Below are 26691 nucleotides of genomic sequence, written 5' to 3'. Positions count from 1 at the left end.
TGAGGTGATCGGGATGCGGCGAGAGACGGCTGTGGTGCTCGGCGGAAGCGTGGCGGGGCTGTGCGCCGCGGGAGCGCTCGCGAAGCACTACGACAAGGTGATCGTCCTGGAGCGCGACCGGCTCCCGCCGGGCGCCGAGCACCGCCGCGGCGTACCGCAGAGCAAGCACCCGCACTTCCTCCTCAACTCCGGCCGCCGCGCGATCGACGCGATCTTCCCCGGGTTCGAGGAGGCGCTGATCGCCGCCGGCGGACTGCACCTCATGCCGTCGATGGACGCGGCCTACTGCGAGAACGACGGCTGGGCCCCGCGCAAGTCCGGATCGATGACGATGGTCTACAGCTCCCGGGTGCTCATCGAGCGGGTGCTGCGCGAGAAGATCCGCGAGCTGCCGGCCATCGAGATCCGCGAGGGCACGACCGTCACCGGGCTCCGCTCCACGGAGGCCGGCACCGCGCGAGGCCGCGTCGAGGGGGTCGAGTACCGCACCGCCGGCGGCGAAGAGCCGTACCTGGCCGCCGACCTGGTCGTCGACGCATTGGGCCGTGGCTCGTCCGTCGCCGACTGGCTCAGCGGAGCCGGCTGGTCCGCGCCACCGGAGAAGACCCTCGACGCCAAGGTCACCTACACCTCGCGGTGGTACGACCTGCCCTCCGCCGACCGGCGCCCGGCGTCGTGGTGGTGGAAGCACCTGGTCGTCACCCCGACCCAGGACACAGGCGACCACCCCGACGAGCACGATTTCCTCAGCAACTTCTTCCCGATCGAGGGCGACCGGGCCATCGTGTGCATGGGGTCGTGGGGCATCGAGATGCCGCGCAAGGCCGACGCGTTCGAGGCCGGGGCTGACCGTGTCCGGGCCGCGGCCTTCGGCCGGGCGACCCGCGCCTGCACCCCGACCTCCGAGGTGCACCTGACCCGCGCGACCGGGAACAAGTGGCGCCGCTTCGACCTGCTCGACGTGCCCCCGATCGGGCTGGTCTGCGTCGGCGACTCGATCTGCGCCTTCAACCCGTTCTACGCCCAGGGGATGAGCTCGGCCGCCCGCTCCGCGCTCATCCTCGGCGAACTGCTGCGCGACCGCGACGCCGACGGCCTCGCCTTCTTCCGCGAGTTCCTCGACCGGCAGAAGAAGTCCCTCGACGTGCCCTGGATGCTGGCGATGGCCCGCGACCAGGCCTACGACTTCGCGACCGGGACCGAGATCGCGCCCGCCTGGCGCCGCAGGATGGCGGCGCGCCTGAGCTGGCCGATCTTCAACGCCATCAACGCCGCGAGCCGCGAGGACGCCTACGTCGAGCGGACGTTCGCGCAGGTGTTCAACCTCGACAGGTCGCTCAGGGAGATGGCCGCCGATCCGCGGTTCTGGTTCGGCATCGCGCGCTACAAGCTGCGTCAGCGGCTCGGCCGCACGGTCGTGCCCGGCGGGTTCGACGACCGGCAGGACCCGCCCGGCACGGACTACACCGGCTACACCGGCCCCGCGAGCGGGTCGTCCACCGGAGCCGGCCGCGGCGGCGACCGCGTCGGCGCCTGACCCGGGAAGCGAGCGATGGACCACACCTGTGACTCGGCGGCCGAGCGCGTCGCCGAAGGACTCGGCTTCTCCTGCCACGACGCGAACCCGATCGTGACCTTCCGCGACCCGTTCGGCCTCGAGAACGGCACCATGCTCGTCCTCGAACTGCTCATCGTCGGCGGTGCGGTGTTCGCCCTCGTCCACGCGTGGCGGCGGTGGAGGCGCGACGGCCATCCCGTCAACATCTCGCTGTGGTTCGCCTCGGTCGTCTACCTCGCCGTGATCGAGCCGCCGCTGTACTTCCCGGGCTGGTTCGGCCTGGAGGAGCACGTCGGTTTCATCTTCTCCCACAACGTGTTCACCGTGCAGTTCATGTACGACCGGCTGCCGCTCTACATCGTGGCCTTCTATCCCGCGCTGTCGCAGCTCGCCTACGAGATCGTCCGGTCCCTGGGCGTCTTCGCGCGGCGGGGGCCGCTGGTCGGCTCGGTGGCGGTCGCGTTCGCCTGCCAGGTCTTCTACGAGATCTTCGACCACCTCGGCCCCCAGCTGAAGTGGTGGGCGTGGAACCCCGGCAACGAGATGATCAATCAGCCGGCGCTCGCCTCGGTGCCGATGAACAGCATGCTCCTGTTCGCCTCGGTCTCCTTCGGCGCGATGACCTACCTCGTGGTCCGCCTGGTCGGACCGGAGGACGGCCGCGCCGCGTTCACCGGCCCGCGGATCGCCTGGCGCACCGCCGTCGCCGGCGCCGTGACGCCGCTGGCGATGATCATCGTGAGCGCGCCCAGCGGCGCCTTCCGCGGCGAGGACCGGCTCGGAATCCAGCGGGCCGTCCTCGGCGCCGAACTCGCCGTGGTCTGGATCGCCGGCCTCTGCCTGCTCGTGGACGCCTGGCGTGCGGTGCGCGCCGACGCGGCGGCCCCGGCGGCGGCGTCGCCGCTGTTCGCGCGGACCTACCCGGCGGCATACCTCGCCGTCCACGTCGTCCTGTGGCTGATCGCGCTGCCGGCGTACTTCGCGTCGGCCGACGGCGTCACCGAGGAGGGCACGCCGGTCGGCAGCCTGTGGTACGCCGCGCTCTGCGCGGCCGCCGCGACCGCGTTCATCCTGGTCACGCTCCGCGCGACGAGGTCACGACCGGCCGCGCGGCCTGTGGGATCCTAGGGCCATGTCGCACCACGGCTGGGGAGGCCGGCCTCCCGCGTCCAATGCCGAGGCCCGGCAGCGCATCATCGACGCGACCGCCCGCTGCCTCGACAGGCACGGCGTCGCGAAGACGACCCTGTCCGACGTCGCCGGCGAGCTCGGCGTCACCCGCCAGACCGTCTACCGCCACTTCGACCGGATCAGCGACATCATCGGCGAGGTGGCGGCCCAGGGCGCGGAGTCGTTCGTCGACCGGCTCGTCGCCCACCTCCAGGGGATCGCCGATCCGGCCGAGGCCGTGGTCGAGGGCATGGTCTTCTGCGTGCGGACGATCCCGACCGAGCCGCAGCTGAGCCTGCTGCTGCAGCTCGGGGACTCCGGCGCCTTCGGCCGCGGGATCACCACCGGCGACGCCATCGCCTACGGCGCCCAGATGCTGAAGCGCTACCCCGTCGACTGGGAGGCCGCCGGCGTCGGCGAGGACGACCTCAACGGCCTCGCCGAGATCATCATGCGGCTGCTGGCGTCGTTGCTGCAGCACCCGGGCGAGCCCCCTCAGGAGGACGCCGACCTCCGCGCCCTCCTCCACCGCTGGCTGGCCCCGGCATTGCGCCGGCCATCGGTCTCCGTCCACGGCTGAGCGCGCCTCCGGCCAGGGTCAGGTCACGTCCGGGCCCTGCCAGAACGGGTCCCGGCCGATGAAGCCCAGCAGTCTGGCCTGGACGTCCGCATCGCCGGGCACCTCCACGCGGGGGCCGTACTGGCCGGAGGAGCGGAGGACCTCCTCCATCTCCTCCATCCCGCCGAGGAGCTGGGCGCAGAAGCCGGGGTCCAGCCGGTCGTCCTGGCCGGTGGCCCTGGACAGATCCCAGGTGTGCATGAACACGTCGGCGGTGTAGAACCGGTCGATCGCCGCGTCCAGGGGCAGGGTGCCGAGGTGCGGGTTCGTGAGTTTCCGGTCCGCGGTCTCCGGATCGTCCAGCACCGCCTGCACCGCGTCGCAGTGAACCTGCCACGCGGCGACCGGATCCTCGTCCACCGACGGTCCGCGGGACAGTTCGATGCCGGCGCCGGAGGCCAGGAACGCGGGGAACCACTCGGTCAGGTGACGCACGACGTCGCGGGCGGTCCAGTCGGCCACCGGGGACGGCGCGTCCCAGGACCGGGCGCCGCGGACCCGGTCCGTGAACAGCCCGGCGATCCGCCGGTGCCGCTCGGCCGGGCGGTCAGACAGAGCCATCGGCGAGCATCCTCTCCAGCTTGGCGTAGCCCTCGTTGACACCGGTCTCCATGCCGCTGCGCAGCCACGCGTCGCGGACGTCGATGCTGTCGACCAGCGACTGCGCCCGCAGCCGCGTACGGCCCTCGCCCAGGTCCTCGAACCACAGCGTCTCCAGCGCGACGTCGTCGGGCATGCCCTCGAACGTGAAGGTCTGCACGATACGGTCCGGCCGGACCTCGTGGAAGCAGCCGTGGAACCCGTACTCCGTGCCGTCGTGCACCGAGACGTACCGCCAGCTGCCGCCGGTACGGGCGTCCCAGTGGTCGATCCGGACGGTCGTGGCGTCGGGCCCCACCCACCGGGCGTACAGCGCCGGGTCGGTGTGGGCCCGGAACAGCTGCTCGGGCGTCGCCGCGAAGTCACGCGCCATCCGGATGACCGGCAGCGCCGGGTCCGCTTCGATGACCGTCTCCGTGATCTTGTGCATGCTCGTCTCCCCTCATCTCCGCCAGGACGGCGTCCAGGCGGCGGTAGCGCTGCTCGACGCGGGTCCGGTGGCGCTCGATCCAGGTGTCCATCAGGTCGAGGGCATGGACCTCCAGGCGCACCGGCCGAGGCTGCGGCCCCGGCGGCCGGCTGACGAGCCCGGCGTCCTCGAGCACCCGCAAGTGCTTGTAGACGGCCTGCAGCGACATCCGGTACGGCTCGGCCAGCCGGCTCACCGTCGCCTCGCCCTCCGAGAGCCGGGCGACCATGTCGCGCCGGGTCGGATCCGCGAGAGCGGCGAAGACTCGGGACAGCGCGTCCGCGGTCATCGCCCCTCCGGTTCTCAACTCAACGGCAGTTTTCAACTCAACGGTTGAAACAAGCGTAGGCCGCGACTCACCGACCCGTCAACCGCACGGTTGAAAGGGCTGCGTTTCGTGGGGTGGTGGACCCGTTCGTCAGGTCGCGTCGCGCAGGTAGGGGGTGAGCAGCTCGTGGCCGAGCCGCTGCGCCGAAGCCTCGGCCAGGCCGTCCTCGATCATCCGGCTGAGCGTGTAGACGATCGACTGGACGAGCTCGCCCGTCCGCACGGGATCGGGCGCGCCGTGCTCCGTCAGGGCCGTGCGGAGCGGGGACGCCAGGTCGTCGTGGAGCAGCCGGCTCGACTTCGCCAGCGTGTCGGTGCGGCTGGTCGCGGCCAGTGCCCGTGCCAGCGCGTGATCGCCGCGGGCCACGAGGTGGAGGTTCGCGTCGACGTAGGCGAGCACCCGTTCGCCGGGCGTGCACGCCTTCTCCATCCGCTCCCGGACGTACGCCGCCCACCGCGGGAACGTGTCGACGATCAGGGCGTCGAGCAGGTCGTCCCGCGACGTGAAGTACGAGTACACGCTGGAGCGCGCGAGCCCGGCCCGGCGCGCGACGTCCGCCAGGCTCGGCGCCCGCTCGGTGTCCTCCGCGTTCTCGGCGAGCAGGTCGCGGGCCGCGTCCAGCAGTGCGGCCCGCTGGGCGGCCCGGTGCTCGGCGACGGTCGCCGCCCGGATCCTCGGCACGCGCCCCCCTTTCGTCGTCTCGACGGCCGCCGCCCCCGCGCACGCGAGCGGCGGGCCCGCGCTAGGCGGCCCCGGTGAGGCGGCCGTCGATCATTTCATGCACCGTGTCGCAGTGTTCCAGGACGTCATGGTCGTGGGTGACCATGACGGTCGCCACGGACCGCCGCCGCGTCTCGGCCGCGAGCAGCCGGACGACGTCGTGGCTGCGCGCCCGGTCGAGGGCCGCCGTGGGCTCGTCGACCAGCAGGACGCTCGGGGCGGTCGCGAGGGCCCGCGCGATGCCGACCCGCTGCCGCTCCCCGCCCGACAGCTGGTGCGGGTACCGGTTCTTCTTGTCCGCCATGCCCACGTCGGCGAGGAGTTCGAGCGGGTCCCGGCCGGCCCGCGCGCGCCGCGGCCGGAACCGGTTCGGAAGCCGGAGCTGGTCCGCGGCCGTCAGCGCCGGGATCAGGTTGCCGGACTGGAACACGAACCCGATGTGCTCGCGGCGCAGCGCGGCCCGTCCGCGCCGGCCGGCCGCCGTCATGTCGTGCCCGGCCACCATGACGGTGCCGCCGTCCGGCCGGGCCAACCCGCCCGCGACCGCGAGCAGGCTCGACTTGCCCGCGCCGGACGGGCCGACGATCGCGACCAGCCGGCCGGGCGCCACGGCGAGGGAGACGTCGTCGAGGGCCTGCACGATCTCGTCGCCGTCGCCGTGCCGCAGATGGACGCCGTCCAGGACGAGCCCCGCGTTGCCGGGCACGTCCGCGCGGGCGCGCGTCTCCTCGTCCGGCGTGCTCCTGCCGATCATCGGTTTCCTCCGAGTGCGGTGGCGGGGTCGATCGAGGCGATCCGGGCGACGGCGGCGCCGGCCCCGGCGAGTCCGAGGACGATGAGCCCGGCGGCGGCCGCCGCCACGTTCGGCGCGCTGAGCGCGAACGGGACGCCGCCGCCGGTCATGAGCGCGCCGAGCGCGACGCCGATCGCCGCGCCGACCGCGACGGCCGCGAGGAGGAGGATGAACGCCTGCGTCAACGCGTCCCGCAGCACCCACCCTCCGGACGCGCCCATGGCGCGCAGCACGGCGACCTCGTGCCTGCGCTGGATCGCCCAGACGGCGAAGAAGGCGCCCGCGACCAGCGCCGAGATCGCATAGAGGAAGCCCTGGATGAGCTGGAGGGTGGTCGTCTCGGCCGTGTAGCCGGGGGACGCGCCGAAGGACTCGTCGATCGTGAGGCTCTCGGTGCCGGCGGCGCGGTCCCCGGCGGCGAGGTCGACCGTCGCGCCGGGCTCCGCCTGCACCGCCACCGCGGTGATGTCGCGGGTGGCGTGCTCGGGCATCGGGTCGTCCGGGCCCACCCCCGCCTTGAGGCGCTGCCAGGTCGCGAGCGGCACATAACCGATGTCGACGTGCCCGAAGGTGTCCTGCCGCCCGGTGGAGCCGACGATCCGCAGCCGCGTCCCGAGCCGGTCGACGGTGATCGTGTCGCCGACCCGGAGCCCGGCGTCGAGGGCCGTCGCGCTCACGACGACGCCGTCGGGCTCGTTCAGCCGGGCTCCCTCGTCCACCTGGGGGGCCAGGAAGGAGTCGGGCCGCACCCCGAACAGCGCGAGGTCGATCTCGGTGCCCCTTTGCCCCTCGGTGTTGACGAGCAGGTTGCCGTAGGGGGCCGCGTCCGCGACGCCCGGACGGTCCCGCCACTTCTCGACCGCGGACACGTCCACGACGCTCCGGGAGAAGGCCGCGTCGTGCTGGACGTCCCGTTCGAACGCGAACGAGGTCACGGGAATGTTCTGCAGGCCGGACACTCCGTCCTTGACCAGCCCCTCCGACAGCCCGGACAGCATGACCATGAGGACCGAGATCAGGGCGATGACGGCCCCCATCAGCCCGAACCGGACCCGGGCGAAGCGCAGTTCGCGTAGTGCCAGGAACATCAGGGCGCCCCCGGACCGCTTATCGACATCATGTCGCCAAGATATCAACACCATGTCGGCAAACCGTCCGGGGGCCGCCTAAACAGGGATCTTCGTCACCCGCATCATCACTGTCGGTCGGTGAGCTCGAATCCCTCGTAGCCGGTGGCGGCGACCTCGTCGCACTTCTGGCGATACAGCCCGACGCCGGCGGGGTAGGGCATGAACACCCGGGGCTTGCCGGGCACGTTCGAGCCCATGTACCAGGAGTCGGCGGCCGGGTAGAGCGTCGCCTGCGCGACGTCGTCGACGTGCCGGGTCCAGGCGTCCTCGGCCTCGGCGGTCGCCTCCATCGCCTGCTTGCCCCGGGCTCGCATCGCGGCGATCGCGTCGCCCACCCACTCCACGTGCTGCTCGATCGAGACGGTCATGTTGGAGAGCACCGACGGGCTGCCGGGGCCGGTGATCGTGAACAGGTTGGGGAACCCGGCCACCGCGATCCCCAGATAGGTGCGCGGCCCCTCCGCCCACTTCTCGGCGAGCCGGACCCCGTCGCGCCCGCGGATGTCGACGGCCATGAGCGCGCCGGTCATCGCGTCGAACCCCGTCGCGAACACGAGCGCGTCGAAGGCGAATTCGTCCTCCGTCGTGCGGATGCCGGCGGGCGTGATCTCCACGAGAGGTGTCCTGCGGACATTGACGAGGCTCACGTTAGGCCGGTTGAACGTCTCGTAGTAGTTCGTGCCCAGACAGGGGCGTTTGGCGCCCAGCGGATGGTCCCTGGGCTGCAACTCCTCGGCGACCTCGGGATCGTCGACGACCTCGGCGATCCGGTCGCGGACGAATTGCGCGATGGTGTCGTTGGACTCCTTGTTGATGATCAGGTCGTTGTAGCCGCTGAGCAGGCTGACGAGACTGTTGTCCTCGTCGTACCAGACTCTGCGGTAGTAGCCGTCGCGCTCTTCGTCCGACACCTCCATCGCACCTTTGGTCGCCTCGGGGAACGCGACACCGAATCCGGACTCGCGGTTCGCCCTGCGCATTTCGGCGTGGCGCGCCTTCGCCGACCGCCGGTCTTCCGGATCGAGCGGATGGTTGTTCGCGGGTATCACGAAATTGGGCGTCCGCTGGAACACCGTCAATTGTGCGGCCTGCTCGGCGATAAGCGGAATGACCTGCACTCCCGAGGACGCCGTACCGATCACCGCGACCCGTTTCCCCGTGAAGTCCACGCCCTCCTCGGGCCAGTGCGCCGTGTGGTACCAGTGGCCGCGGTAGCCCTCCAGCCCGGGTATCTCCGGCAGCTTGGACGTCGACAGGCAGCCGGTCGCCATGATCAGGTATCGGGCCGACACCCGTCCGCCACGGTCGGTGCGCACGTGCCAGCGCTCGGCGCCCTCATCGAACACGGCCTCGGTCACCCGGGTCCGGAGCCGGATGTGCGGACGCAGGTCGAAGCGGTCGGCGACGTGCTCGATGTATCTGAGCAGTTCCTCCTGAGCAGGGTACTTCTCGGTCCACTCCCATTCCTGCGCCAGTTCCGGATCGAACGAGTAGGCGTAATCCATGCTCTTCACGTCGACGCGCGCCCCGGGATAGCGGTTCGAGAACCACGTGCCGCCGACGCCCTCACCCCTGTCGTAGACCTGCACAGACAGGCCGAGCCCACGCAGCTTGTGCAGCATGTACAGGCCGGACAGTCCGGCACCGACCACGACCGCGTCGACTTCACGCGGGTTCTGCTCGGCGACCTGCTGCGGATGCGGTGACGCCTGGGTCATCCTTGGATTTCCTCTCGAGAGTCCGACGGGTGACACATTCAGCAACCAGAAGCATGAATGCTATCTCCGGGACAGGGCGAGAAGGGTCACTTCCAGTGGCCTGAAGTCACACGGTCACGCCATGTGATAAACGCACCGCAGTCTTTTGAGGCAGCGAATGATTTCCTTCACGCCCTCCCGGACGGTCGGAACGTCGCACATGCCGCAGGATCCGTGCGGCGGCGGCCGCGTAGGCCACTCCGCCCGCCAGGGAGGCGAGGAGGGCCAGGAACCGGGAATGGCCCTCCAGCAGCGGATAGATCTGCCAGTGGACGAGGTAGATGTACAGCGATGCACCGGCGAGCATCCCGGCGAGCCGGTTGAACAGGGCGGTGCTCGGCAGTGCGGGAACCCAGATCAGCAGTGCCACACCGCCCATCACGATGATCTCCCGCAGCGTTTCGCCCGACCCGAAGTAGCCGGGGACGGTGGCGAGCGCGGTCACGGTCACCAGCGACCGCCGCGCGGTGGTGGCCGCCTTCGCCGCGGCCCACCCCAGGGGGAACATCCACAGTGCGGTGATCGCGTCCGGGAGGTCCGAAAGGCCGAAGAAGTCGTAGCGGACGACCAGGGCGGCCGACAGCAGCGCGAGGGGGAAGCCGAAGGGGGCGCGGCGTTCGGACCGGTCGAGGGCCGGGACGCTCAGCCACGCGGCCATCGCGAGCAGGATGTAGACGATGACCTCGATGAACCAGTAGTTGCTGTCGTACCCGAACGCGCTCTTCAGTAGCAGGACGTCCACGAGGTGATAGTCGGCGGTGAGGAGTGCCGCGGCCACGAGCCAGATGACGCTCGGCACGGCGATCCGGTTGAGGGCGCCGAGGACGTGCCGGCGGCGTTCGCCGCGTCCGTGCGACGTGAGGTGGAACCGGGCGAAGTTGAAGCCCGCCACCGCGAGCAGGATGTGCGCCCCGCCCCGGACGGTGAAGATCGAGATGTGCGATCCGGCGATGAGGACGATCGCGACGGCGCGCAGCAGGATGCCGGTCTCCAGGGTCCGCAGCCGGGAGCGCCCGGCCGGGCGCCGCAGGTCGCGGATGGGGCGGGTGGGCCAGTCGGCGGGCAGCGTCCCGAGCGCATCCTCCAGCTTGAGCGACATCTCGACGTAGGAGAGCGAGTCGCCGCCGAGGTCCACGAAGCTGTCGTCCTCGGTCACGCCGGTCCGGTCGAGGATCCGCGCGTACAGGCCGACCAGGTCCGCGGCCGGTGCCGGCCCGGGACGCGCCGGCACCGGCCCGGGACGCGCCATCCGCAGCACGGCCGGGCGGTCGGGCTTGCCCGTCGGATGCCGGGGCAGCTCGGACACCGGGTGCACGCTGATCATCCGGGCGGGCAGGCCGCATTCGGCCGCGACGAGCCGCCTGACGTGCGGGACGTCGGCGCCACCGGTCACGGCGACGGCCAGGCCCTCGTCGTCGCCCGTGCAGAGCGCGGCCAGGCCGTGCCGGGCGAGCGTCGCCTCGATGCGCTGCGGGTCGATGCGCAGGCCGTAGATCTTCAGGAACCGGCCGTGCCGCCCCACCACCTCGTACAGGCCGCCCGGGAGGATCCGGGCGACGTCGCCGGTGTGCAGTTCGCCGACGGTCCGGCCGAGGGCGAGGTCGGCGGGGCCGTGGGCGTAGCCGAGCATGACGTTGGGACCCGAGTACACCAGTTCGCCCGTGTCGGCGTCCGGCCGGCCGGGCAGCGGTTCGAGCCGGAAGGAGCCGCCCGGGATGGGCACGCCGACGGCCTGGGGGTGGGACGCCGCGAGGTCGGGCGGAAGAAACGCCATTCGGGCGGTCGCCTCTGTCTGCCCGTACATGACGACCAGGTCCCAGCCGCGCCGCCGCCCGAGGTCCGCGTAGCGCGCGACGCGGTCGGGTGCCAGCCGCCCGCCGGCCTGGGTGACGTACCGCAGATGAGGGAGCCTCATGTCGGCGAAGCCCACCCGGTCGAGCAGGTCGAAGGTGTAGGGCACGCCCGCCAGCGTCGTCCCGCGCGCGTCGCGGAACAGCGTCCAGAACCGGTCGTCGGTCACCGAACGGTCGGTGAGGATCAGTCCGGCGCCGCGCAGCAGATGGCTGTTGATGACGGACAGGCCGTAGCAGTAGTACATCGGCAGGGTGGTGGCGGCGCGGTCGCCCTCCCGGATGTCCAGGTACTCGGCGATGGACGCCGCGTTCGCCTGCAGGTTCTGCTGAGAGAGCCGGACGAGCTTCGGCGCGCCCGTCGAACCGGAGGTGCTGAGCAGCAGCGCCAGTTCGGGGTGCAGCGTGTGCGCGGAGGCGGGGCGGCGTTCGTCGAGCGTCCCGTCCGGGAAGGCCACGACGTCCGGGTCGTACAGGTCGACCAGGGACGAGAGGGAGCGGTCGTGCGGGACCAGCAGGACGGGATGCCCTCCTGCCAGCGCCGCCAGATAGACGACCAGGGCGTCCACCGTGTTGGCCCCGGCGAGCAGCACCAGCCGGCGTTCGGTGCCGAGCCGGTCGGCGGTGGCCGCGGTCCGCGCCGCCAGTTCCCGGTAGGACAGCGTCCCCTCTGCGGTGACGACGGCCGGCCGGTCCGCATGATCGGCCAGGTCACGGGCGAAGGGGACCGGATGGGACTTCAGGTGGGGGTGCCTCACAGGCGCATCTTAAGTAAGGCTAACCTATGTTTCGACACCGCCCCCGAAACGGCATCACGAGGTTGGCCCATGCGATACCCCCTGCGACGTTTCACCGCCGTGCTCGCCTTCGCGGCCGTCTTCCTGCCGATGGGAGCGGCCTGCGGCCTGGGATCCGACGCCGGCCTGATCATCTACTCCGGCCGCAACGAAGGCCTCGTCAAGCCGCTGCTGGAAAAGCTGGAGGACGCGGTCGGCACCGACGTCGAGGTCCGGTACGGCGCCAGCGCCGAACTGTCCGCGCAGATCCTTGAGGAGGGCGACGGCACCAAGGCCGACCTGTTCTTCTCCCAGGACGCCGGAGCGCTCGGCGCCCTCGCGAAGGAGGGGCGCCTGGCCAAGCTGCCCCAGCCGTCCCTCGACAAGGTCGCGGCGCAGTTCCGCTCCGGCGCGGGCGACTGGGTGGGGCTCTCCGGCCGGGTCCGCGTGATCGCCTACAACCCGAATCTCGTCGCCAAGGCGCCCGACAGCGTCCGCGACCTCGTCAGGCCGGAATGGAAGGGCAAGATCGCCTACGCGCCGACCAACGCGTCCTTCCAGGCGTTCGTCACCGGCATGCGGGTCCTGGACGGCGACGACGCCACCCGCAAGTGGCTGGAGGGCCTCAAGGCCAACGGCGTGAAGGCGTACGACAACAACATCGCCGTGCTGGACGCGGTGAACGCCGGCCAGATCGGCCTGGGACTGATCAACCACTACTACTGGTACGAGAGGGTCGCGGAGAAGGGTGAGAGCAGTGTCACCGCCAAGCTCCACTACCTTCCCGGCGCCGACCCCGGTGCGCTGATCAACGTGGCGGGTGCGGGCGTGCTGAAGGGCGCCGCGCACCCCGCGGCCGCGCAGAAGGCCATCGACTTCCTGCTCTCCAAGGAGGCGCAGACCTACTTCAGCGACGAGACGAAGGAGTACCCGCTGGCGTCCGGGGTCACCAGCAGCACCCCCGGCCTGCCGCCGCTGGACTCGCTGAAGGCGCCCGAGATCGACCTCGGCGAACTGGAGTCACTTCAGGAGACTCTGAAGATGCTCCGGGAAGCCGGCATGGTCTGACCGGATGACCACGGCCCGCGCACCCCGCGCACCCCGCGCACCCCGCGCACCCCGCGCACCCCGCGCACCCCGCGCACCTTGGGTGCTCCTCGCCCCGGCCTCCCTGACCGGGGCACTGGCCTTGCTGCCGCTCGGCTATCTCGCCGTGCGGGCGCTGGAGCGCGGCTTCGGATTCGCCTGGAGCGTCGTCACCACCGAGGGCACCGCGCTGCTGCTCGCCAGGAGCCTGGCGCTGGCCGCCGCGGTGGTCCTGGCGTGCCTGCTCCTGGGGGTCTCGCTGGCGTGGCTGACCGTCCGGACGGAGTTGCCCGGCGCCCGCGCCTGGTCGATCGTCGTGACGCTGCCGCTGGCCGTGCCCAGCTATGTGGCGGCGTTCGCGTGGCTGTCGGCCCTTCCGGGACTCGCCGGGTTCGCCGGGTCGGCGGTGTCGCTCACGCTGGTCAGCTACCCGTACGTGTACCTGCCGGTCGCCGCCGCGCTGCGCGGCATCGACCCGGCGCAGGAGGAGGCGTCCCGGTCGCTCGGGCTCGGGCCGGGCCGGACGTTCTTCCGCGTCACCCTCCCGCAGCTCCGCCCCGCCGCGGCAGGCGGCGGGCTGCTGGTCGCGTTGTACGTGCTGTCGGACTTCGGCGCGGTGTCGCTGATGCGGTACGACACGTTCACCCGCGGCATCTACACGTCCTACCAGGCCAGTTTCGACCGCACCCCGGCGGCGGCGCTGAGCGTCGTGCTTGTGGTGATGACGGTGGCGCTGGTCGCGCTGGAGACCCGCACCCGCGGACGCCGCGGGCACGCCAGGACCGGGACCGGCACGGCCCGCCCGGCGGTGCCGCTGCGCCTCGGCCGCTGGACGGCCCCGTCGCTGGGCTGGTGCGCGGCCGTCGCCGCGGCGGCCGTCGTGTTCCCGCTGGCCACGCTCGCGTACTGGCTGGCGACGGGAAACCGCTCCACCTGGGACCCGGCCGCACTGGTGAACACCGCCGGGGTCACCCTCGGCGTGGCCGCCGCCGGAGCCGCGCTCACCACCGTCCTCGCCCTGCCCGTCGGCGTCGTCGCCGCCCGCCACCGGGGGCGGCTCCCGGCCCTGCTGGAGCAGGCCGCCTACGCCGGGCACGCTCTGCCCGGCATCACCGTCGCCCTGGCGATGGTGTTCTTCGCCGTCCGGTACGCGAACCCGCTGTACCAGGAACTGCCGCTTCTGGTCTGCGCCTACGCGGTGCTGTTCCTGCCGCTCGCCGTCGCCGCGACCCGCGCCGCCGTCCTCCAGTCCCCGCCGGTGCTGGAGGACGTCGCCCGCTCTCTCGGCCGCGGCCCGCTGCGGGTCCTGCGGTCGGTCACCGTTCCGCTGGCCGCACCCGGCATCGCCGCAGGCGCGGCGCTCACGTTCGTGGTCTGCATGAAGGAACTGCCGGCGACCCTTCTGCTGCGTCCCACCGGGATGGACACCCTCGCCACCCGGCTGTGGACGGAGACCGGTGTCGCCTCGTACGCCGACGCCGCGCCGTACGCGGCCGCGCTGATCCTGCTCGCGGCCGTCCCCTCGTACCTTCTCGGAAGGCGCACATGAACGATCTGGAGATCGAGGGCCTGACCAAGGCGTACGGCCCGGACAGCACCGTCCTGGACGGGCTCGGCCTCACCGTCCCCGGCGGCTCGCTGGCCGCCGTCCTCGGCCCCTCGGGCTGCGGGAAGACCACCCTGCTGCGCATCATCGCGGGCTTCCTCCGCGCGGACGCCGGGACCGTCACCGTGGGCGGGCGCCTCCTCACCGGCCCCGGGACGCACGTCCCGCCGGAGCGGCGCCGCATCGGCATCGTGCCGCAGGAGGGCGCACTGTTCCCGCATCTGAGCGTGGCCCGCAACGTCGCCTTCGGAGTGGCCGACCGGGCCGCACGCCGCCGGCGGACCGAGGAGATGCTCGAACTCGTGGGGCTGGCCGGGTACGGCGACCGGATGCCGCACGAGCTGTCCGGCGGGCAGCAGCAGCGGATCGCGCTGGCCCGCGCGCTGGCGCCCGAACCTGCGCTCGTGCTGCTCGACGAACCGTTCAACGCGCTGGACAGCGCGCTGCGCGCCGGGGTGCGGGCCGACGTCCGAGCCGCCCTGCGCGCCACGGGCGCGACCGCCCTGCTCGTGACCCACGACCAGCAGGAGGCGCTGTCGATCGCCGACCTGGTGGCCGTCGTCCACAACGGGCGGGTCGCGCAGTGCGGTCCGTCACATGACGTCTACAGCAACCCCGCCGATCCGTGGGTGGCGGGATTCGTCGGTGACGCCGTTCTCCTTCCGGGGGACGCCGCGAACGGGACCGCGAAGACCCCCTTGGGCCCGGTCGAGCTGCGCGCCTGCGACGAGGCCGTCCAGGGGACCGTGATCCTGCGGCCCGAGCAGCTGCGGCTCACCGACCCCGGCGGCGCCGTGCCCGGCGGGAGGGTGACCGACGTCCGCTTCTACGGCCACGACGCCATGATCACCATCGATGTCGAGGGCCTCGACACGCCGGTCGACGTCCGCGTCGACGGGCATGTGCGCCTGCGTCCCGGCGACCGCACCGGCGTCCGCGTCACCGGCCGGGCCGCCTTCCACCCGGCGCCGCCCGGCGGCGGCGAGGTCCGGGTGTAGTCCCGGTCTCGGGTGTCGCTGACCGCCCGCGGAGCCGGGCAGGTCGTGCGGTCATTTCACGGCGACGCCGCCGTAGACCCAGGCGCCGCCGCTCGCCGCGGCCTCCTCCTCGTCGGAGTGCCACCGGTTGACCTTGACCAGGCCCGGTTCGATGAGGGTGAGGCCGTTGAACAGGCGCAGGATCTGGTCGTGCTCGCGGAAGACCATGGGCGCCGAGGCGTTCTCGTAGGCGGTCTCGATGATCTCGACGAGATCGGCGGGACGGTCGTCGAGGGTGCTGTGGGAGATGACGAGGTGGCTGCCGGGGGCCATCCGGTCGGTGAAGGCGCCGACGATGCCCGCGGGATCCTCGGCCTCGGTGACGAAGTGCAGCATGGCGTTGAAGATGACGCCGACCGGGCGGTCGAAGTCGATGAGGCGGGCCACGGCGTCGGAGGCGAAGACGGTCTCGGGGGCGCGCATGTCGGCCTGGAGCGCGGCGGTGCGGTCGTCGGCGGCCAGCAGGGCGCGGGCGTGCACGATGACGATCGGGTCGATGTCCACGTAGACGACGTGGGCGTCCGGGTGGACGCGCTGGGCGATCTCGTGGACGTTGCCTTGGTTGGGCAGTCCCGCACCGAGGTCGATGAACTGGTCGATGCCCCGCTCGGCGATATGGGCGATGGCGCGGCCGAGGAAGCGGCGGTTCGCGCGCAGGGCCTCGACGCCGTCCGGGATGGAGGCGATGAGGTGGCCCGCGAGCTCGCGGTCGGCGGCGAAGTTGTCCTTCCCGCCGAGCACGTAGTCGTACATGCGAGCCACGTTCGGGGTGTTCGGGTCGATCCCCTGCGGCACGTCTGGCTGTTGCGACACCCGTGGTTCCCGTCTGCCGTTGGCACAAGCCGTCAAAAATGATCTTAGATGGTGACATCGGGCAAAAGTAGTGATCTGCGGTGTTCGCTGTGCCACGATGGCGCTGATCACCGCCCGGCGCATGGAGCGCGAATGGAATTCAGCCTCAACGGCAAGCCCGTCGACGTCGGCATCGAGCCCGAGGAGACCGTGGCGCGGGTGCTGCGGGAGCGGATGGGGCTGACCGGGACCAAGGTCGCCTGCGGAACGGGCGTGTGCGGCACCTGCACCGTTCTGGTGGACGGGCGCACGGCGGCGAGCTGCCTGATGCCGGCCGGGGCGGTGGCGGACCGCGAGATCACGACCGTGGAGGGTCTCGGCGGCGACCATCCGGTGCAGCGGGCCTTCGCCGAGCACGACGCGCTGCAGTGCGGCTACTGCACGCCGGGCTTCGTCGTGGAGGCGGCGGCGTTCATGGACCGGTGGCGGGCCGAGCACGGCACGGCCGAGCCGTCCCGCGGGCAGATCGCCGAGGCCCTGGCGGGTCACCTGTGCCGCTGCGGAGCGTACGCCGGCATCTACGAGGCGGTCGCGGCGGCGTGCGCGGGCAAGCACGACGGTGACGAACACGGCGAACACGGCGAACACGGCGAGGGCACGGTGACGCCGGTACGCGTGGAGGCACTCAGCAAGATCACGGGCGCGGCGCGGTACACGGCGGACGTCGTCCTGGAGGGGCAGTTCGAGGGCGTGATCGTGCGGTCGCCGCACCCGCACGCGAAGGTCGGCGAGATCCGGCACGACGGTCCGCTGGTCGAGATGCTGCCGCCGGACCGCATCGTCCGGTACGCGGGCCAGCCGGTGGCCGCGGTCGCCGCGCCCACCAGGGCGGAGGCGCTCGCGGCCGCGGCGCGGGTCGAGGTCGGCTACACGGTCCTGCCCGCGGTGCTGTCGCCGGAGGACGAGACCGTCGTCTATCCGACCGGGGAGTCCCGCAAGGGAGCTCCGCGCGCCAACGAAGGCCCGCTCGCGTCCGCCAAGTGGAACGGCAACGTACGCGGGCCCGCCGCCATGAGCTGGCGCGGCCGCACGGCCGTGAAGCGCATCGAAAAGGCCCGCGACGGCGACGGCCAGACCCTGGTGGAGACCACCTTCACCACCGCCGTACAGGCCCACACCTGCATGGAGCCGCACGGCTGCGTGGCCCGATGGGAGGGCGGTGATCTGCATCTGCACCTGTCTACCCAGGCCGTGACCCGCGTCGCCGCACAGGCCGCCAAGCGCTGGAAGCTCCGCCCGGAGCAGGTCCACGTCGTGGCCGAGCATGTGGGCGGCGGTTTCGGGTCCAAGGTCAACGTCACCTCCGACGTGGTCGCGGCCGTGGAACTGTCCCGCCTGCACGGCGTGCCGGTCCGGGTCGTCCTCAGCAGGCCGGAGGAGCTCGTCGACGGCGGCACCCGCCCCGGGGTGCGCATCGAGCTGGCCCTCCTCGCCGACGCCGACGGCGGGCTGTCGGCCTTCACGATGGACGCCCACGGCGACTCCGGCGTCTCCATCGGGTCCAACGCGGCCTGGCACTCGCGGTTCTTCTACGGCAACGCGCCCCGCCGGATCCGCGACTACGACCACATCACCAACCGCGCCCCCGGCATACCTTTCCGCGGCCCCGGCCTGCCGCCGATGCTGTGGGCGCTGGAACAAGGCGTGGACGAGGTGGCGCTGCGCCGCGGCGAGGACCCCATCGCCCTGCGCCGCCGCTGGGACGGCAACGCCAAGCGCCACGCACTGTACGACCGGGCCGCGGCCCTGCCCATGTGGCGCGACCGCGCGGATCCCGGTGACGGCCGTCTCCGCCGCGGCGTGGGCGTCGCCGCCGCCAACTACATGTACTTCCTCGACCCGGGCACCAAGGTCTCGCTGACGGTCGAGCAGGGCGCCGTGGTCGCCCGCATCGCCACCCAGGACATCGGGACCGGCAGCCGCTCGGTGATCGCCGAGGTGGTGCGGTCCGCGCTCGACCTGCGGCCCGGCCAGGTGCGCGTCGAACTCGGCAACAGTGACCACGCCTATGGGCCGACGTCCGCCAGCAGCTGCTCCACCCCCTCCATCGCCCCGGCGGCCCAGGACGCGGCGCGCCGCCTCCGCAAGGCCCTCGGCGCCCGCTCCCTCGGAGAGGCGGAGGGGCTCCAGGTCGTCGGCCGGCGTCCCCGGGACCGCCGCGGATACGTCACGCCCTTCGCTCTGGACCACTTCGCCATCGGCCGGGGCTTCTCGGGAGCCGTCGTCGTCACCGAGGTCGAGGTGGACACCCTGCTCGGCCGCGTCAGGCCCACCCGCGTCTGGAGCGGGGTGGCCGCCGGCCACATCTACGCCCCCCGGCTGGCCCGCAACCAGTGCGAGGGCGGAATCATCCAGGGCATCGGCTACGCCCTGTTCGAGCAGCGCCACGACGACCCGGCCACCGGCACCGTCCTCACCGCGAACCTGGAGGATTACCGCATCCCCGGTATCGCCGACACTCCGGAGATCGACCTGTACTTCCACACCGAGGGCTGGGACCACGTGCCCGGCCGCGGCATCGGCCTGGGCGAGATCTGCACCATGGCGGTCGCCGCCTCGATCGGCAACGCCGTCAGACACGCCACCGGCCGGCGCCCGCACGACCTGCCCATCCGGCCCGACCTGCTGCTGGAGGGGATCGGCACGTGACCGCCATCGAGGCCGCCGCCAGAGCCGTCCGCGACACCGGCGGCGAGTTGCGCGCCGGGGGCACCGACGTCATGACACGGGCGACCCGCCCCCCGGTCGACCTGCTCGGCATCCCCGGCCTGCGCGGCATCGCCTGGCGGCCGGACGGCTCGGCCCGCATCGGCGCCCTCACCACCATCGCCGACCTGCTCGCCGACGACCGCCTGACCGCCGCCTATCCCGCGCTCGCCGCCACGGCCGCCGCCATCGCCACCCCGCAGATCCGCAACGTCGCCACCGTCGGCGGCAACCTCCTCCAGCGCAACCGCTGCTGGTACCTGCGCACTCCCGGCCTCACGTGCCACCAGACGGGAGGCGACACCTGCCCGGCGCGCGAGGGCGCCCATCTGTACTCGGCCGTCATCGACCAGGGCCCCTGCATCGCCCCCCACCCCTCCACACTCGCCGCGGCCCTCCTCACCTACGCCGCGACCGCCGACGTCCACGGCCGATCCCCGCTGGACATCGCCGAGCTGTACGGGGACGGCGGCGACCCGACACGCGACCATCGCCTGGAGCCCGCCGAGATCCTCCAGGCCGTCCTCATGCCCGCGCCCACGCCGGCCGAACGAGCCGCCTACCGCCGCGCCACCGCCCGCGAGATGGCGGACTGGCCCTTGGCCGAAGCGGTCGCCCGCCTCACCCTCGACGGCGACACCATCACCTCCGCCGCCGTAGCCGTGGGCGGGGTGGCCCGCACACCCCTCCTCCTTCCCGAAGTGGTCGAAGCCCTGCTCGGCGAGCCCGCCACCGAGGAGACCGCGGCCGCCGCCGCGGACCTGGCGACCGCCCGCTGCGACCCCCTGCCCCAGAACGCCTACAAGGTGGCCCTCCTCCGCGCCACCCTGATCGACACCCTCACCGCCTGCGCGGCTCCGCCTCCTTCACCCTGACCGGCGCGCGGCCGGAGGGCGCGAGAGCCCGGTATGTAGGGTCGTGGTATGTCAGTCATGCCGCCGGCGGAGTCGGGCATCGTCGCAGGTGCCGACCTCAAACCACGTTCACGTCAGGTCACGGACGGGCTGGAGGCGACGGCGTCGCGCGGCATGCTCCGCGCGGTCGGGATGGGCGACGAGGACTTCGCCAAGCCGCAGATCGGCATCGCGAGCTCGTGGAACGAGATCACGCCGTGCAACCTGTCGCTCGACCGGCTCGCGCAGGGCGCGAAAGAGGGCGTGCACGCGGGCGGCGGATACCCGCTGCAGTTCGGCACGATCTCCGTGTCCGACGGCATCTCGATGGGTCACGAGGGCATGCACTTCTCGCTCGTGAGCCGCGACGTCATCGCGGACTCCGTCGAGACCGTCGTGCAGGCCGAGCGCCTCGACGGGACGGTCCTGCTCGCGGGATGCGACAAATCACTGCCCGGGATGCTCATGGCCGCCGCCCGTCTCGACCTCGCGAGCGTGTTCCTCTACGCGGGCTCGATCATGCCGGGATGGGTCAGGCTCTCCGACGGGACGGAGAAGGACGTCACGCTCATCGACGCGTTCGAAGCCGTCGGGGCGTGCGCGCGCGGGCGCATGAGCCGCGAGGACGTCGACCGCATCGAGCGCGCCGTCTGTCCGGGCGAGGGCGCCTGCGGGGGCATGTACACGGCGAACACCATGGCGTCCGTGGCCGAGGCGATGGGGATGTCGCTGCCCGGGTCGGCCGCGCCGCCCTCGGCGGACCGGCGCCGCGACGCGTTCGCGCACCGCTCGGGAGACGCCGTCGTGAACCTGCTGCGGCGGGGGATCACCGCGCGCGACGTCATGACCAAGGAGGCGTTCGAGAACGCGATCGCCGTCGTCATGGCGTTCGGCGGCTCGACGAACGCGGTCCTGCACCTGCTCGCGATCGCGCACGAGGCCGAGGTCGGCCTCACTCTCGCCGACTTCGAGCGCGGCGCGAGCCGCGTGCCGCACCTGGGGGACCTCAAGCCCTTCGGCCGGTACGTCATGAACGACGTCGACCGCATCGGGGGAGTGCCCGTCGTCATGAAGGCCCTGCTCGACGCAGGGCTGCTGCACGGCGACGCGCTCACCGTCACCGGCCGGACCGTCGCCGAGAACCTCGCCGGCATCGCCCCGCCCGACCCGGACGGGAAGATCCTGCGGGCGCTCGACGACCCGATCCACCCCACCGGCGGGATCACGATCCTGCACGGGTCGCTCGCACCCGAAGGCGCCGTCGTGAAGTCGGCCGGGTTCGACGAGGACGTGTTCGAGGGGACGGCCCGCGTCTTCGAGCGCGAGCGCGCGGCGCTCGACGCCCTGGAGGACGGCACCATCACGGAAGGCGACGTCGTCGTCATCCGGTACGAGGGCCCGAAGGGCGGGCCGGGCATGCGCGAGATGCTCGCCATCACGGGCGCGATCAAGGGCGCCGGCCTCGGCAAGACCGTCCTGCTGATCACCGACGGCAGGTTCTCCGGCGGGACGACGGGGCTGTGCGTGGGCCACATCGCCCCCGAGGCCGTCGACGGCGGACCGATCGCCTTCGTGCGCGACGGCGACCGCGTCCGGCTCGACGTGCAGAGTAAGCGGCTCGACCTCCTCGTGGGCGACGCCGAGCTCGCCGCCCGGCGGACGCCGGACTGGGCGCCCGTGCCGCACCCGTACAAGCGGGGCGTGCTCGCCAAGTACGCGAAACTCGTCCAGTCGGCGTCGAAGGGTGCCGTCCTCGAATAGGGGAGCATGAACCCCTCAAAGCCCCTCGGCGACGGACGCGTGGTGCCGCGCGGAACGGAGATCGGTCAGTGAGACTCGATGTGCAACTGGACGGCCGGCCGGATGAGGCGGCGCAGCGGGCCCGCGCACTGATCGCCGCCGGGGTGGACGGCCTGTTCACCTTCGAGGGCCCGCACGACGTGTTCCTGCCGCTGATCGTCGCGGCCGGCTCGCCGGAGGTGCCGCCGACCGACCTGATGACCAACGTCGCGATCGCGATCCCCCGCAGCCCGATGAACCTGGCCAACATGGCCTACGACCTGCAGTTGCTGAGCAAGGGCCGCTTCCGGCTCGGGCTGGGGTCGCAGATCAGGCCGCACATCGAGAACAGGTACGGCGCGACCTGGAGCAGGCCGGCCGCCCGGATGCGCGAGACGGTGCTCGCGGTGAAGGCGATCCTGAACTCCTGGCAGGACGGCACCCCGCTGGACTTCCGCGGCGAGTTCACCAAGCACACCCTGATGCCCGCGACGTTCGTCCCCGGACCGAACCCCTACGGCGTACCGCCGGTCCTGCTCGGCGCGCTGGGCCCGGTGATGACCCGGACCGCGGCCGAGGTCGCCGACGGGCTGCTGGTGATGCCGTTCCACAGCCATCGGCATTTCCGCGAGCGCACACTCCCGGCCGTGGCCGAGGGCCTGGAGAGGGCGGGTCGCGAGCGGATCGAGGTGTACCCGCAGGCGATCGTCGCGATGGGTGACACTCCCGACGAGATCGCGGCAGCGGCCTTCGGGGTGAAGGCACTGCTGGCCTTCTACGGTTCGACCCCCGCGTACAGGCCGGTCCTGGACATCGAGGGCTGGGCAGATCTGCAACCCGAGCTGAGGGCGCTGTCCAAGACCGGCGACATCATGACGATGGTCGGTCTGATCGACGACACGGTGATGCGGACCCTGGCGGTCGTCGGGACGCCCGCCGAATGCGCCGCCGAGATCAAGGCCCGGTTCGGTGACGTGGCCGAACGGGTCTGCGCCTACTTCCCCGGGACGACGCACCCGGAAAAGACGATCGCCGCCTTCGCGACCGAACTGAGAACAACGCCGTGAACGTTCCCACCTGAAGGCGCTCGTCAGGTCCCGTCCTCAGGGGAGGCGGTATTGGGAAACGAAGTCCCAGATCACGGCGTTGGCGTCGATGTCGTAGGTGGTCCCGCCCAGGAACGGCCCGAGGAACGGGATGCCGCCGGGCCAATTGTGACCCCCGCCTTTGATCTGGTAGACGGCGACGGGCCCGTCGGACGGGCAGTCCGGGTGGTCGTGGCGGACGACGGTGGTGTTGTCGTCGGGCGCGATGTCGGGCAGGTTCGTGGCGACGGTCCTGCCGCCGCAGCCGTTGTTGCGCGTCCAGAAGCCGAGCGCCGGCTGCACCGTGGAATAGGGCACGATGAAATCACCGTCGCCGTGGATCATGACGATCGGGACATGCCGTCCGGGGCGGCAGGAGCCGGGATCCGACAGTTGGCCGGCGACGGCGACGTAGGCGGCGAACCGGTCGTTGTCGCAGGCCATCCTGCTGGTGAAGAAGCCGCCGTTGCTCATGCCGGAGGCGTACAGGCGCCGGGGATCGGCGTTGAACCGCTGAACGAGAATGTCCTGGAGCCGCTGCACGAAGCCGGGATCGTCCACGTCGGGGGAGGGTGTCCCGGCCGGGACGCCCTGCCAGCCGATGCCGTAATGCTCCGGGGTGACCATGATGAAGCCGCGGGTCTGAGCGTAGTCGGCCATTCGGCCGAAGTACTCGGCGATACCCGGCGTCTCCACGAGCCCGGGGAAGTGGAACAACACCGGCCGCGGGGTGCCGTCGTAGTCGTCGGGCAGGCGGAGAACGGCGTTCCTGGACTGCCCGGCGTGCGTGATGCGGATGGCGTGGTCGCCCGGGTCGGGACGGCGATCCTCGATCGTGAACGTGACCGCCTGCAAAGAAGAGGAGTCGCCGCGCCGGACGGTGCCGATCCCCGCCCACTTCACCGTCGCCGCACCGGGGACCGTGACTCCGCCGTTCACGCGGGCGGAGATCTCCACGCCCGCGCCGGGGTCCTTGAGGGTGAAGTCGCCTTTCAACCCGAAGGCGGAACGGGCGATCTGGAAGGAGACGTCCGCCGTCCCGCCGTCGGCGCCGGGGAGCGTGCCCGCACCCTGAATCTCGTTGGTCTCGTACGTCGCGACATTGTCGAGGACGGCGATGGACCCCGAGGACAGTTCTCCGGTCAGGTCGTAGGCCGGGGAACCGGCCGCGGTGACCGTGACACGGTCTCCGGCCGGCGGAGCGGCGTGAGCGGCCCCGGCCGGTGCGACGCTCAGCGCCGCTCCCGCGAGGAACACGGCGGCGAGACCGCGCCAAGACCGAGGCGGGTGGTCCACGTCAGGTACCTCCTGCGAACCCGTGCCGTCGGCACATCGGGTGAAGTCGCGCCACAGTAAGCCTTTTGCAAGCGGCCGCCAATGCACATTCGAGAGCATCCGACGTGCAGAATTCATCGCTTTCGGATAAAGGAATGTCATGCTCCAGCGCGGGCGCCGCGCGGCGAGCCAGGCCCTGAACGGGCTCTGATCCGGTCGCGGATCAGAGCCCGGGGCCACTGTTGTGGTCGGTGACGGGCCGCGGGGGCGTCGTCGGCGTTCGGTCCTACCAGGTCAGCGGAGGGGTGGTACGGCCTGCTGGGAGAGGCCCAAGGCGTACTCGGGCCACCAGACCCCCGCCGCCGGATCGACCACGCCGTACTCGGGATCCTCCGGCCCGGCGGTGCCGCGGGTGCACTGGCCGTCGGATTCGCCGGGACGCTTGATCCAGAGGAAGGCGTCGACCAGGGGATCATCGGTGCGGGTCGAGGGCCGGGCGCCCAGGCCGCGGCCCGGCGGGTTGCACCAGACCTGGGGGTCGGTGTACTTGTCCGCCGGCGGCGTCCACGGTCCCTGGCCGTTGCGGCTGGTGTCCAGGACGAAGTGCGTCAGCGTACGCGGGGCGTCCCGGACGGTGGCCAGGTCGGCGTCTGAGCAACTGGCCGAGCCCGTCTTCTGGCGGAAGCGCAGGCACTTGGACAGCCTGGTGCCGTACGAGACCAACTCGTCGGTGCCGCGGTAGTTGGAGACGTTCAGCGCGAAGCCGTCGGCTTTGGCGATGCCGCCCTTGAGCAGGCGGCTGGCCATGCCGAGCTGGGCGCGCGGTTCGCCGTAGCCGGCGTCGTAGTCGTTGAGCGACTGCCAGTCAGAGTGCCCGGAGTCCACGTAGACGCCGGTGCGCGGCAGCCGCTGCAGGGTGCCGATCGCGTGGTTGATCTCGCGGAAGCGCTCCTCGACCAGGGCGGGGTCCTCCGGCGTTCCGGTGGTGCCTCCGCCGCCCTCGTTGCACCACGGCTCGCTGGACAGCAGTGCCAGCCCGTCGGGTTCGACGATCACCACGGCCCGGCCGCCGCCGATCCCCTTGGCGAAGGCGTCGATCCAGGCGCGGTAGGCGGCCTCGCTCGGAGCGCCACCCGCTGAGTACTGCGAGCAGTCCCGGCCCGGCACGTAGTACGCCACCAGCACCGGAACGGCGTGCTGCCCGGCGGCCTTGACCATCGTCCGCCGGACCGCCTTCCGCACCTCGGCGGGGGTGCCGCCGGTGAACCAGATCGCCTGCGACACCTTGGACAGGGCCCGCATGTGCGCCGCGTCGTCCTCGCGTCCCGCGGCCGCCCAGATGTCGGCCTGCCGTCCGGCGTTGGTCGTGGGCTCGACGTAGAACCTGGCCTTCCCGGCCAGCGGATCGTCGTGCTTCAACGCCTGCGCCGGCGCGGCGAGAAGCGCGACGATGCTCACCGTGGCGGCGGTGAGGATCCCGATCCGTCGTCTCATCCGGTACTCCAGACTCTCGGGGGGTGGAGGAGGCGCACCCCACGAGAACCCCTGGGGCTCACCCGGCCATGCGCCGGACGAGCGCGCCGGAGACACCGTGTGGGAGCGCTCCCATGCGGAGTCTGGGCATCCCCCGAAGATCCGTCAAGACCCAACTTCCCGACGATCGTTCGATGCGCCACCGGTCAGCACGTCGAGGGCCGCGATGATCGCGGGATGCTGCTCCGAGCCCGACCTGGTCACGGCCTCGACCGTACGGCCCTTCCCCGGCAGCGGCAGGATCGCGACGCCGTCCGGCGGGTCCTCGCACAGCAGCCACGGGAGGATCGTCACGGCCAGACCCGTCGCCACCAGCGCCAGCGCCGACCGCAGATCGGAGTAGTCGTGCTCTATCAGGGGCGTGAAGCCGGCGCTGTGGCAGGCGTGCAGCATGACGTCGCGGCAGGCGCTGGGCGGGGGCGTGGCGGCCCAGTGCTCACGCCGGAGTGCCGCGACTCCCTGCCCCCGGGCGGCCGCTCGCAGCCTCTCGGGGACGGCGAGCGCCAGCGGGTCCTCGAAGAGCGTGCGTGCGGTGAGCCCGCCGGGAAGGCCCGCCCCGAGATGCCGGTAGCGGTAGTGAAGCACCAGATCGAGGTCGCGCCGCCTCAGCATCGGCAGCGCCTCCTCAGGCTCCGCCTGGATGATCCTCGGGCGCAGCCCCGGGTGGCGCTCGACCAGCGCGCCCGCGAGAGGGGCGGCCACCGGGGCGAGGGCGCTGGTGAAGCAGCCGATGACGAGCTCTCCCACGACCTGCCCGTCCGTGGCCCGCACGATGCCGTGCGCCCGTTCCAGTTCGGCGAGCACCCGCTCGCTCTGCCTGACCAGCGCGGCGCCGGTCGCGGTCAGGCGCACGGTGCGTCCCTCCCTGTGCAGCAGGACCGCACCGGTCTCGGTCTCCAGCGCCCGCAACTGCTGCGAGACGGCCGACGGGGTGACCTGGTGCACGTCCGCGACCGCGGTCACGGTGCCGTACTCCGCCAGGTCGCGGAGCAGGATGAGGCGCTTCACATCAAGCATGAGCACATCTTAAAAGGATGTGCAGCATAGGTAGCTGGACTACACCGACCTT

Annotated in this window: 22 protein-coding genes; 10 read left to right on the top strand and 12 right to left on the bottom strand. The window is 71.9% G+C overall.

Features of this window, described 5'->3' with window-relative positions:
* The first annotated feature begins 13 nt into the window (after positions 1-13).
* From ACGFIS_RS29245 to ACGFIS_RS29235, 3 genes are read left to right on the top strand one after another with little or no spacing between them, the layout of a single operon-like run.
* Positions 14-1537, top strand: coding sequence for an NAD(P)/FAD-dependent oxidoreductase (locus ACGFIS_RS29245; protein ID WP_392973226.1), 1524 nt, complete (start codon positions 14-16; stop codon positions 1535-1537).
* Between the two features lie 15 nt (positions 1538-1552).
* Positions 1553-2686 carry a hypothetical protein gene (locus ACGFIS_RS29240; RefSeq protein WP_392973224.1) on the top strand — a complete coding sequence of 378 codons (1134 nt, stop codon included), beginning with the start codon at positions 1553-1555 and terminating at the stop codon, positions 2684-2686.
* A gap of 4 nt (positions 2687-2690) precedes the next feature.
* The gene (locus tag ACGFIS_RS29235) at positions 2691-3308 is read left to right on the top strand and encodes a TetR/AcrR family transcriptional regulator (protein ID WP_392906363.1); all 618 of its coding nucleotides are present in this window, start codon (positions 2691-2693) and stop codon (positions 3306-3308) included.
* Positions 3309-3326: 18 nt separating this feature from the next.
* Here ACGFIS_RS29235 and ACGFIS_RS29230 read toward each other — a convergent pair whose 3' ends face one another.
* From ACGFIS_RS29230 to ACGFIS_RS29195, 8 genes are all read right to left on the bottom strand, one after another.
* On the bottom strand, positions 3327-3908 hold the full coding sequence (locus ACGFIS_RS29230) for a TIGR03086 family metal-binding protein (RefSeq protein ID WP_392906361.1): 582 nt from the start codon (positions 3906-3908) through the stop codon (positions 3327-3329).
* Entirely contained in the window at positions 3895-4377 is a 483-nt protein-coding gene (locus ACGFIS_RS29225) for an SRPBCC family protein (RefSeq protein ID WP_392906359.1), read from the bottom strand. Before ACGFIS_RS29225 ends, ACGFIS_RS29230 begins: the two co-directional genes overlap by 14 nt.
* Positions 4310-4705, bottom strand: a complete 396-nt coding sequence (locus ACGFIS_RS29220; protein WP_392906358.1) for an ArsR/SmtB family transcription factor — start codon at positions 4703-4705, stop codon at positions 4310-4312. The genes ACGFIS_RS29225 and ACGFIS_RS29220 overlap by 68 nt, the downstream gene beginning before the upstream one ends.
* Before the next feature lie 129 nt (positions 4706-4834).
* Positions 4835-5425, bottom strand: coding sequence for a TetR/AcrR family transcriptional regulator (locus ACGFIS_RS29215; protein ID WP_392906357.1), 591 nt, complete (start codon positions 5423-5425; stop codon positions 4835-4837).
* Between the two features lie 61 nt (positions 5426-5486).
* The gene (locus ACGFIS_RS29210) at positions 5487-6218 is read right to left on the bottom strand and encodes an ABC transporter ATP-binding protein (RefSeq protein WP_392973222.1); all 732 of its coding nucleotides are present in this window, start codon (positions 6216-6218) and stop codon (positions 5487-5489) included.
* Entirely contained in the window at positions 6215-7345 is a 1131-nt protein-coding gene (locus ACGFIS_RS29205) for an FtsX-like permease family protein (protein ID WP_392906355.1), read from the bottom strand. The genes ACGFIS_RS29210 and ACGFIS_RS29205 overlap by 4 nt, the downstream gene beginning before the upstream one ends.
* A gap of 107 nt (positions 7346-7452) precedes the next feature.
* Positions 7453-9105 carry a flavin-containing monooxygenase gene (locus ACGFIS_RS29200; protein ID WP_392906354.1) on the bottom strand — a complete coding sequence of 551 codons (1653 nt, stop codon included), beginning with the start codon at positions 9103-9105 and terminating at the stop codon, positions 7453-7455.
* A gap of 106 nt (positions 9106-9211) precedes the next feature.
* Positions 9212-11752: an AMP-binding protein gene (locus ACGFIS_RS29195; RefSeq protein WP_392973221.1), complete on the bottom strand. Its 2541-nt coding sequence runs from the start codon at positions 11750-11752 to the stop codon at positions 9212-9214.
* Between the two features lie 69 nt (positions 11753-11821).
* On the opposite strand from ACGFIS_RS29195, the gene ACGFIS_RS29190 reads away from it, so the two are divergent.
* Genes ACGFIS_RS29190 through ACGFIS_RS29180 form a run of 3 tightly spaced genes read left to right on the top strand, consistent with a single transcriptional unit; the run spans position 11822 to position 15460 of the window.
* Positions 11822-12838 carry an iron ABC transporter substrate-binding protein gene (locus ACGFIS_RS29190; RefSeq protein ID WP_392906351.1) on the top strand — a complete coding sequence of 339 codons (1017 nt, stop codon included), beginning with the start codon at positions 11822-11824 and terminating at the stop codon, positions 12836-12838.
* Positions 12839-12842: 4 nt separating this feature from the next.
* On the top strand, positions 12843-14405 hold the full coding sequence (locus tag ACGFIS_RS29185) for an ABC transporter permease (RefSeq protein WP_392973219.1): 1563 nt from the start codon (positions 12843-12845) through the stop codon (positions 14403-14405).
* On the top strand, positions 14402-15460 hold the full coding sequence (locus ACGFIS_RS29180) for an ABC transporter ATP-binding protein (protein WP_392973217.1): 1059 nt from the start codon (positions 14402-14404) through the stop codon (positions 15458-15460). Before ACGFIS_RS29185 ends, ACGFIS_RS29180 begins: the two co-directional genes overlap by 4 nt.
* 51 nt (positions 15461-15511) lie before the next feature.
* Here ACGFIS_RS29180 and ACGFIS_RS29175 read toward each other — a convergent pair whose 3' ends face one another.
* Positions 15512-16312 (bottom strand): SAM-dependent methyltransferase, encoded by an 801-nt coding sequence (locus tag ACGFIS_RS29175; protein WP_392906346.1) that lies wholly within the window; start codon positions 16310-16312, stop codon positions 15512-15514.
* Positions 16313-16444: 132 nt separating this feature from the next.
* Between ACGFIS_RS29175 and ACGFIS_RS29170 the strand changes: the two genes are divergently transcribed.
* The 4 genes from ACGFIS_RS29170 (at position 16445) to ACGFIS_RS29155 (ending at position 22796) form a co-directional block, all read left to right on the top strand.
* Entirely contained in the window at positions 16445-19000 is a 2556-nt protein-coding gene (locus ACGFIS_RS29170; RefSeq protein ID WP_392973215.1) for a molybdopterin-dependent oxidoreductase, read from the top strand.
* A complete protein-coding gene (locus tag ACGFIS_RS29165) occupies positions 18997-19932 on the top strand; it encodes an FAD binding domain-containing protein (protein ID WP_392973213.1) in 936 nt (311 codons plus the stop codon). Before ACGFIS_RS29170 ends, ACGFIS_RS29165 begins: the two co-directional genes overlap by 4 nt.
* Positions 19933-19980: 48 nt before the next feature.
* Positions 19981-21711 carry a dihydroxy-acid dehydratase gene (ilvD, locus tag ACGFIS_RS29160; protein WP_392973212.1) on the top strand — a complete coding sequence of 577 codons (1731 nt, stop codon included), beginning with the start codon at positions 19981-19983 and terminating at the stop codon, positions 21709-21711.
* Between the two features lie 68 nt (positions 21712-21779).
* Positions 21780-22796 (top strand): TIGR03617 family F420-dependent LLM class oxidoreductase, encoded by a 1017-nt coding sequence (locus ACGFIS_RS29155; protein WP_392973210.1) that lies wholly within the window; start codon positions 21780-21782, stop codon positions 22794-22796.
* Positions 22797-22832: 36 nt separating this feature from the next.
* On the opposite strand, the gene ACGFIS_RS29150 is transcribed toward ACGFIS_RS29155, so the two are convergent.
* The 3 genes from ACGFIS_RS29150 to ACGFIS_RS29140 form a co-directional block, all read right to left on the bottom strand.
* Complete coding sequence (locus tag ACGFIS_RS29150; protein WP_392906339.1) at positions 22833-24110, bottom strand: alpha/beta hydrolase family esterase; 1278 nt, start codon at positions 24108-24110, stop codon at positions 22833-22835.
* A gap of 273 nt (positions 24111-24383) precedes the next feature.
* The gene (locus ACGFIS_RS29145; protein ID WP_392973208.1) at positions 24384-25583 is read right to left on the bottom strand and encodes a glycoside hydrolase family 6 protein; all 1200 of its coding nucleotides are present in this window, start codon (positions 25581-25583) and stop codon (positions 24384-24386) included.
* Between the two features lie 144 nt (positions 25584-25727).
* Complete coding sequence (locus ACGFIS_RS29140) at positions 25728-26639, bottom strand: LysR family transcriptional regulator (protein WP_392906336.1); 912 nt, start codon at positions 26637-26639, stop codon at positions 25728-25730.
* Positions 26640-26691 lie beyond the last annotated feature (52 nt).

It is taken from the genome of Spirillospora sp. NPDC048824, from assembly GCF_043198455.1.
Taxonomy (GTDB): domain Bacteria; phylum Actinomycetota; class Actinomycetes; order Streptosporangiales; family Streptosporangiaceae; genus Spirillospora.
This window is presented reverse-complemented; position numbering and strand designations above follow the sequence as displayed.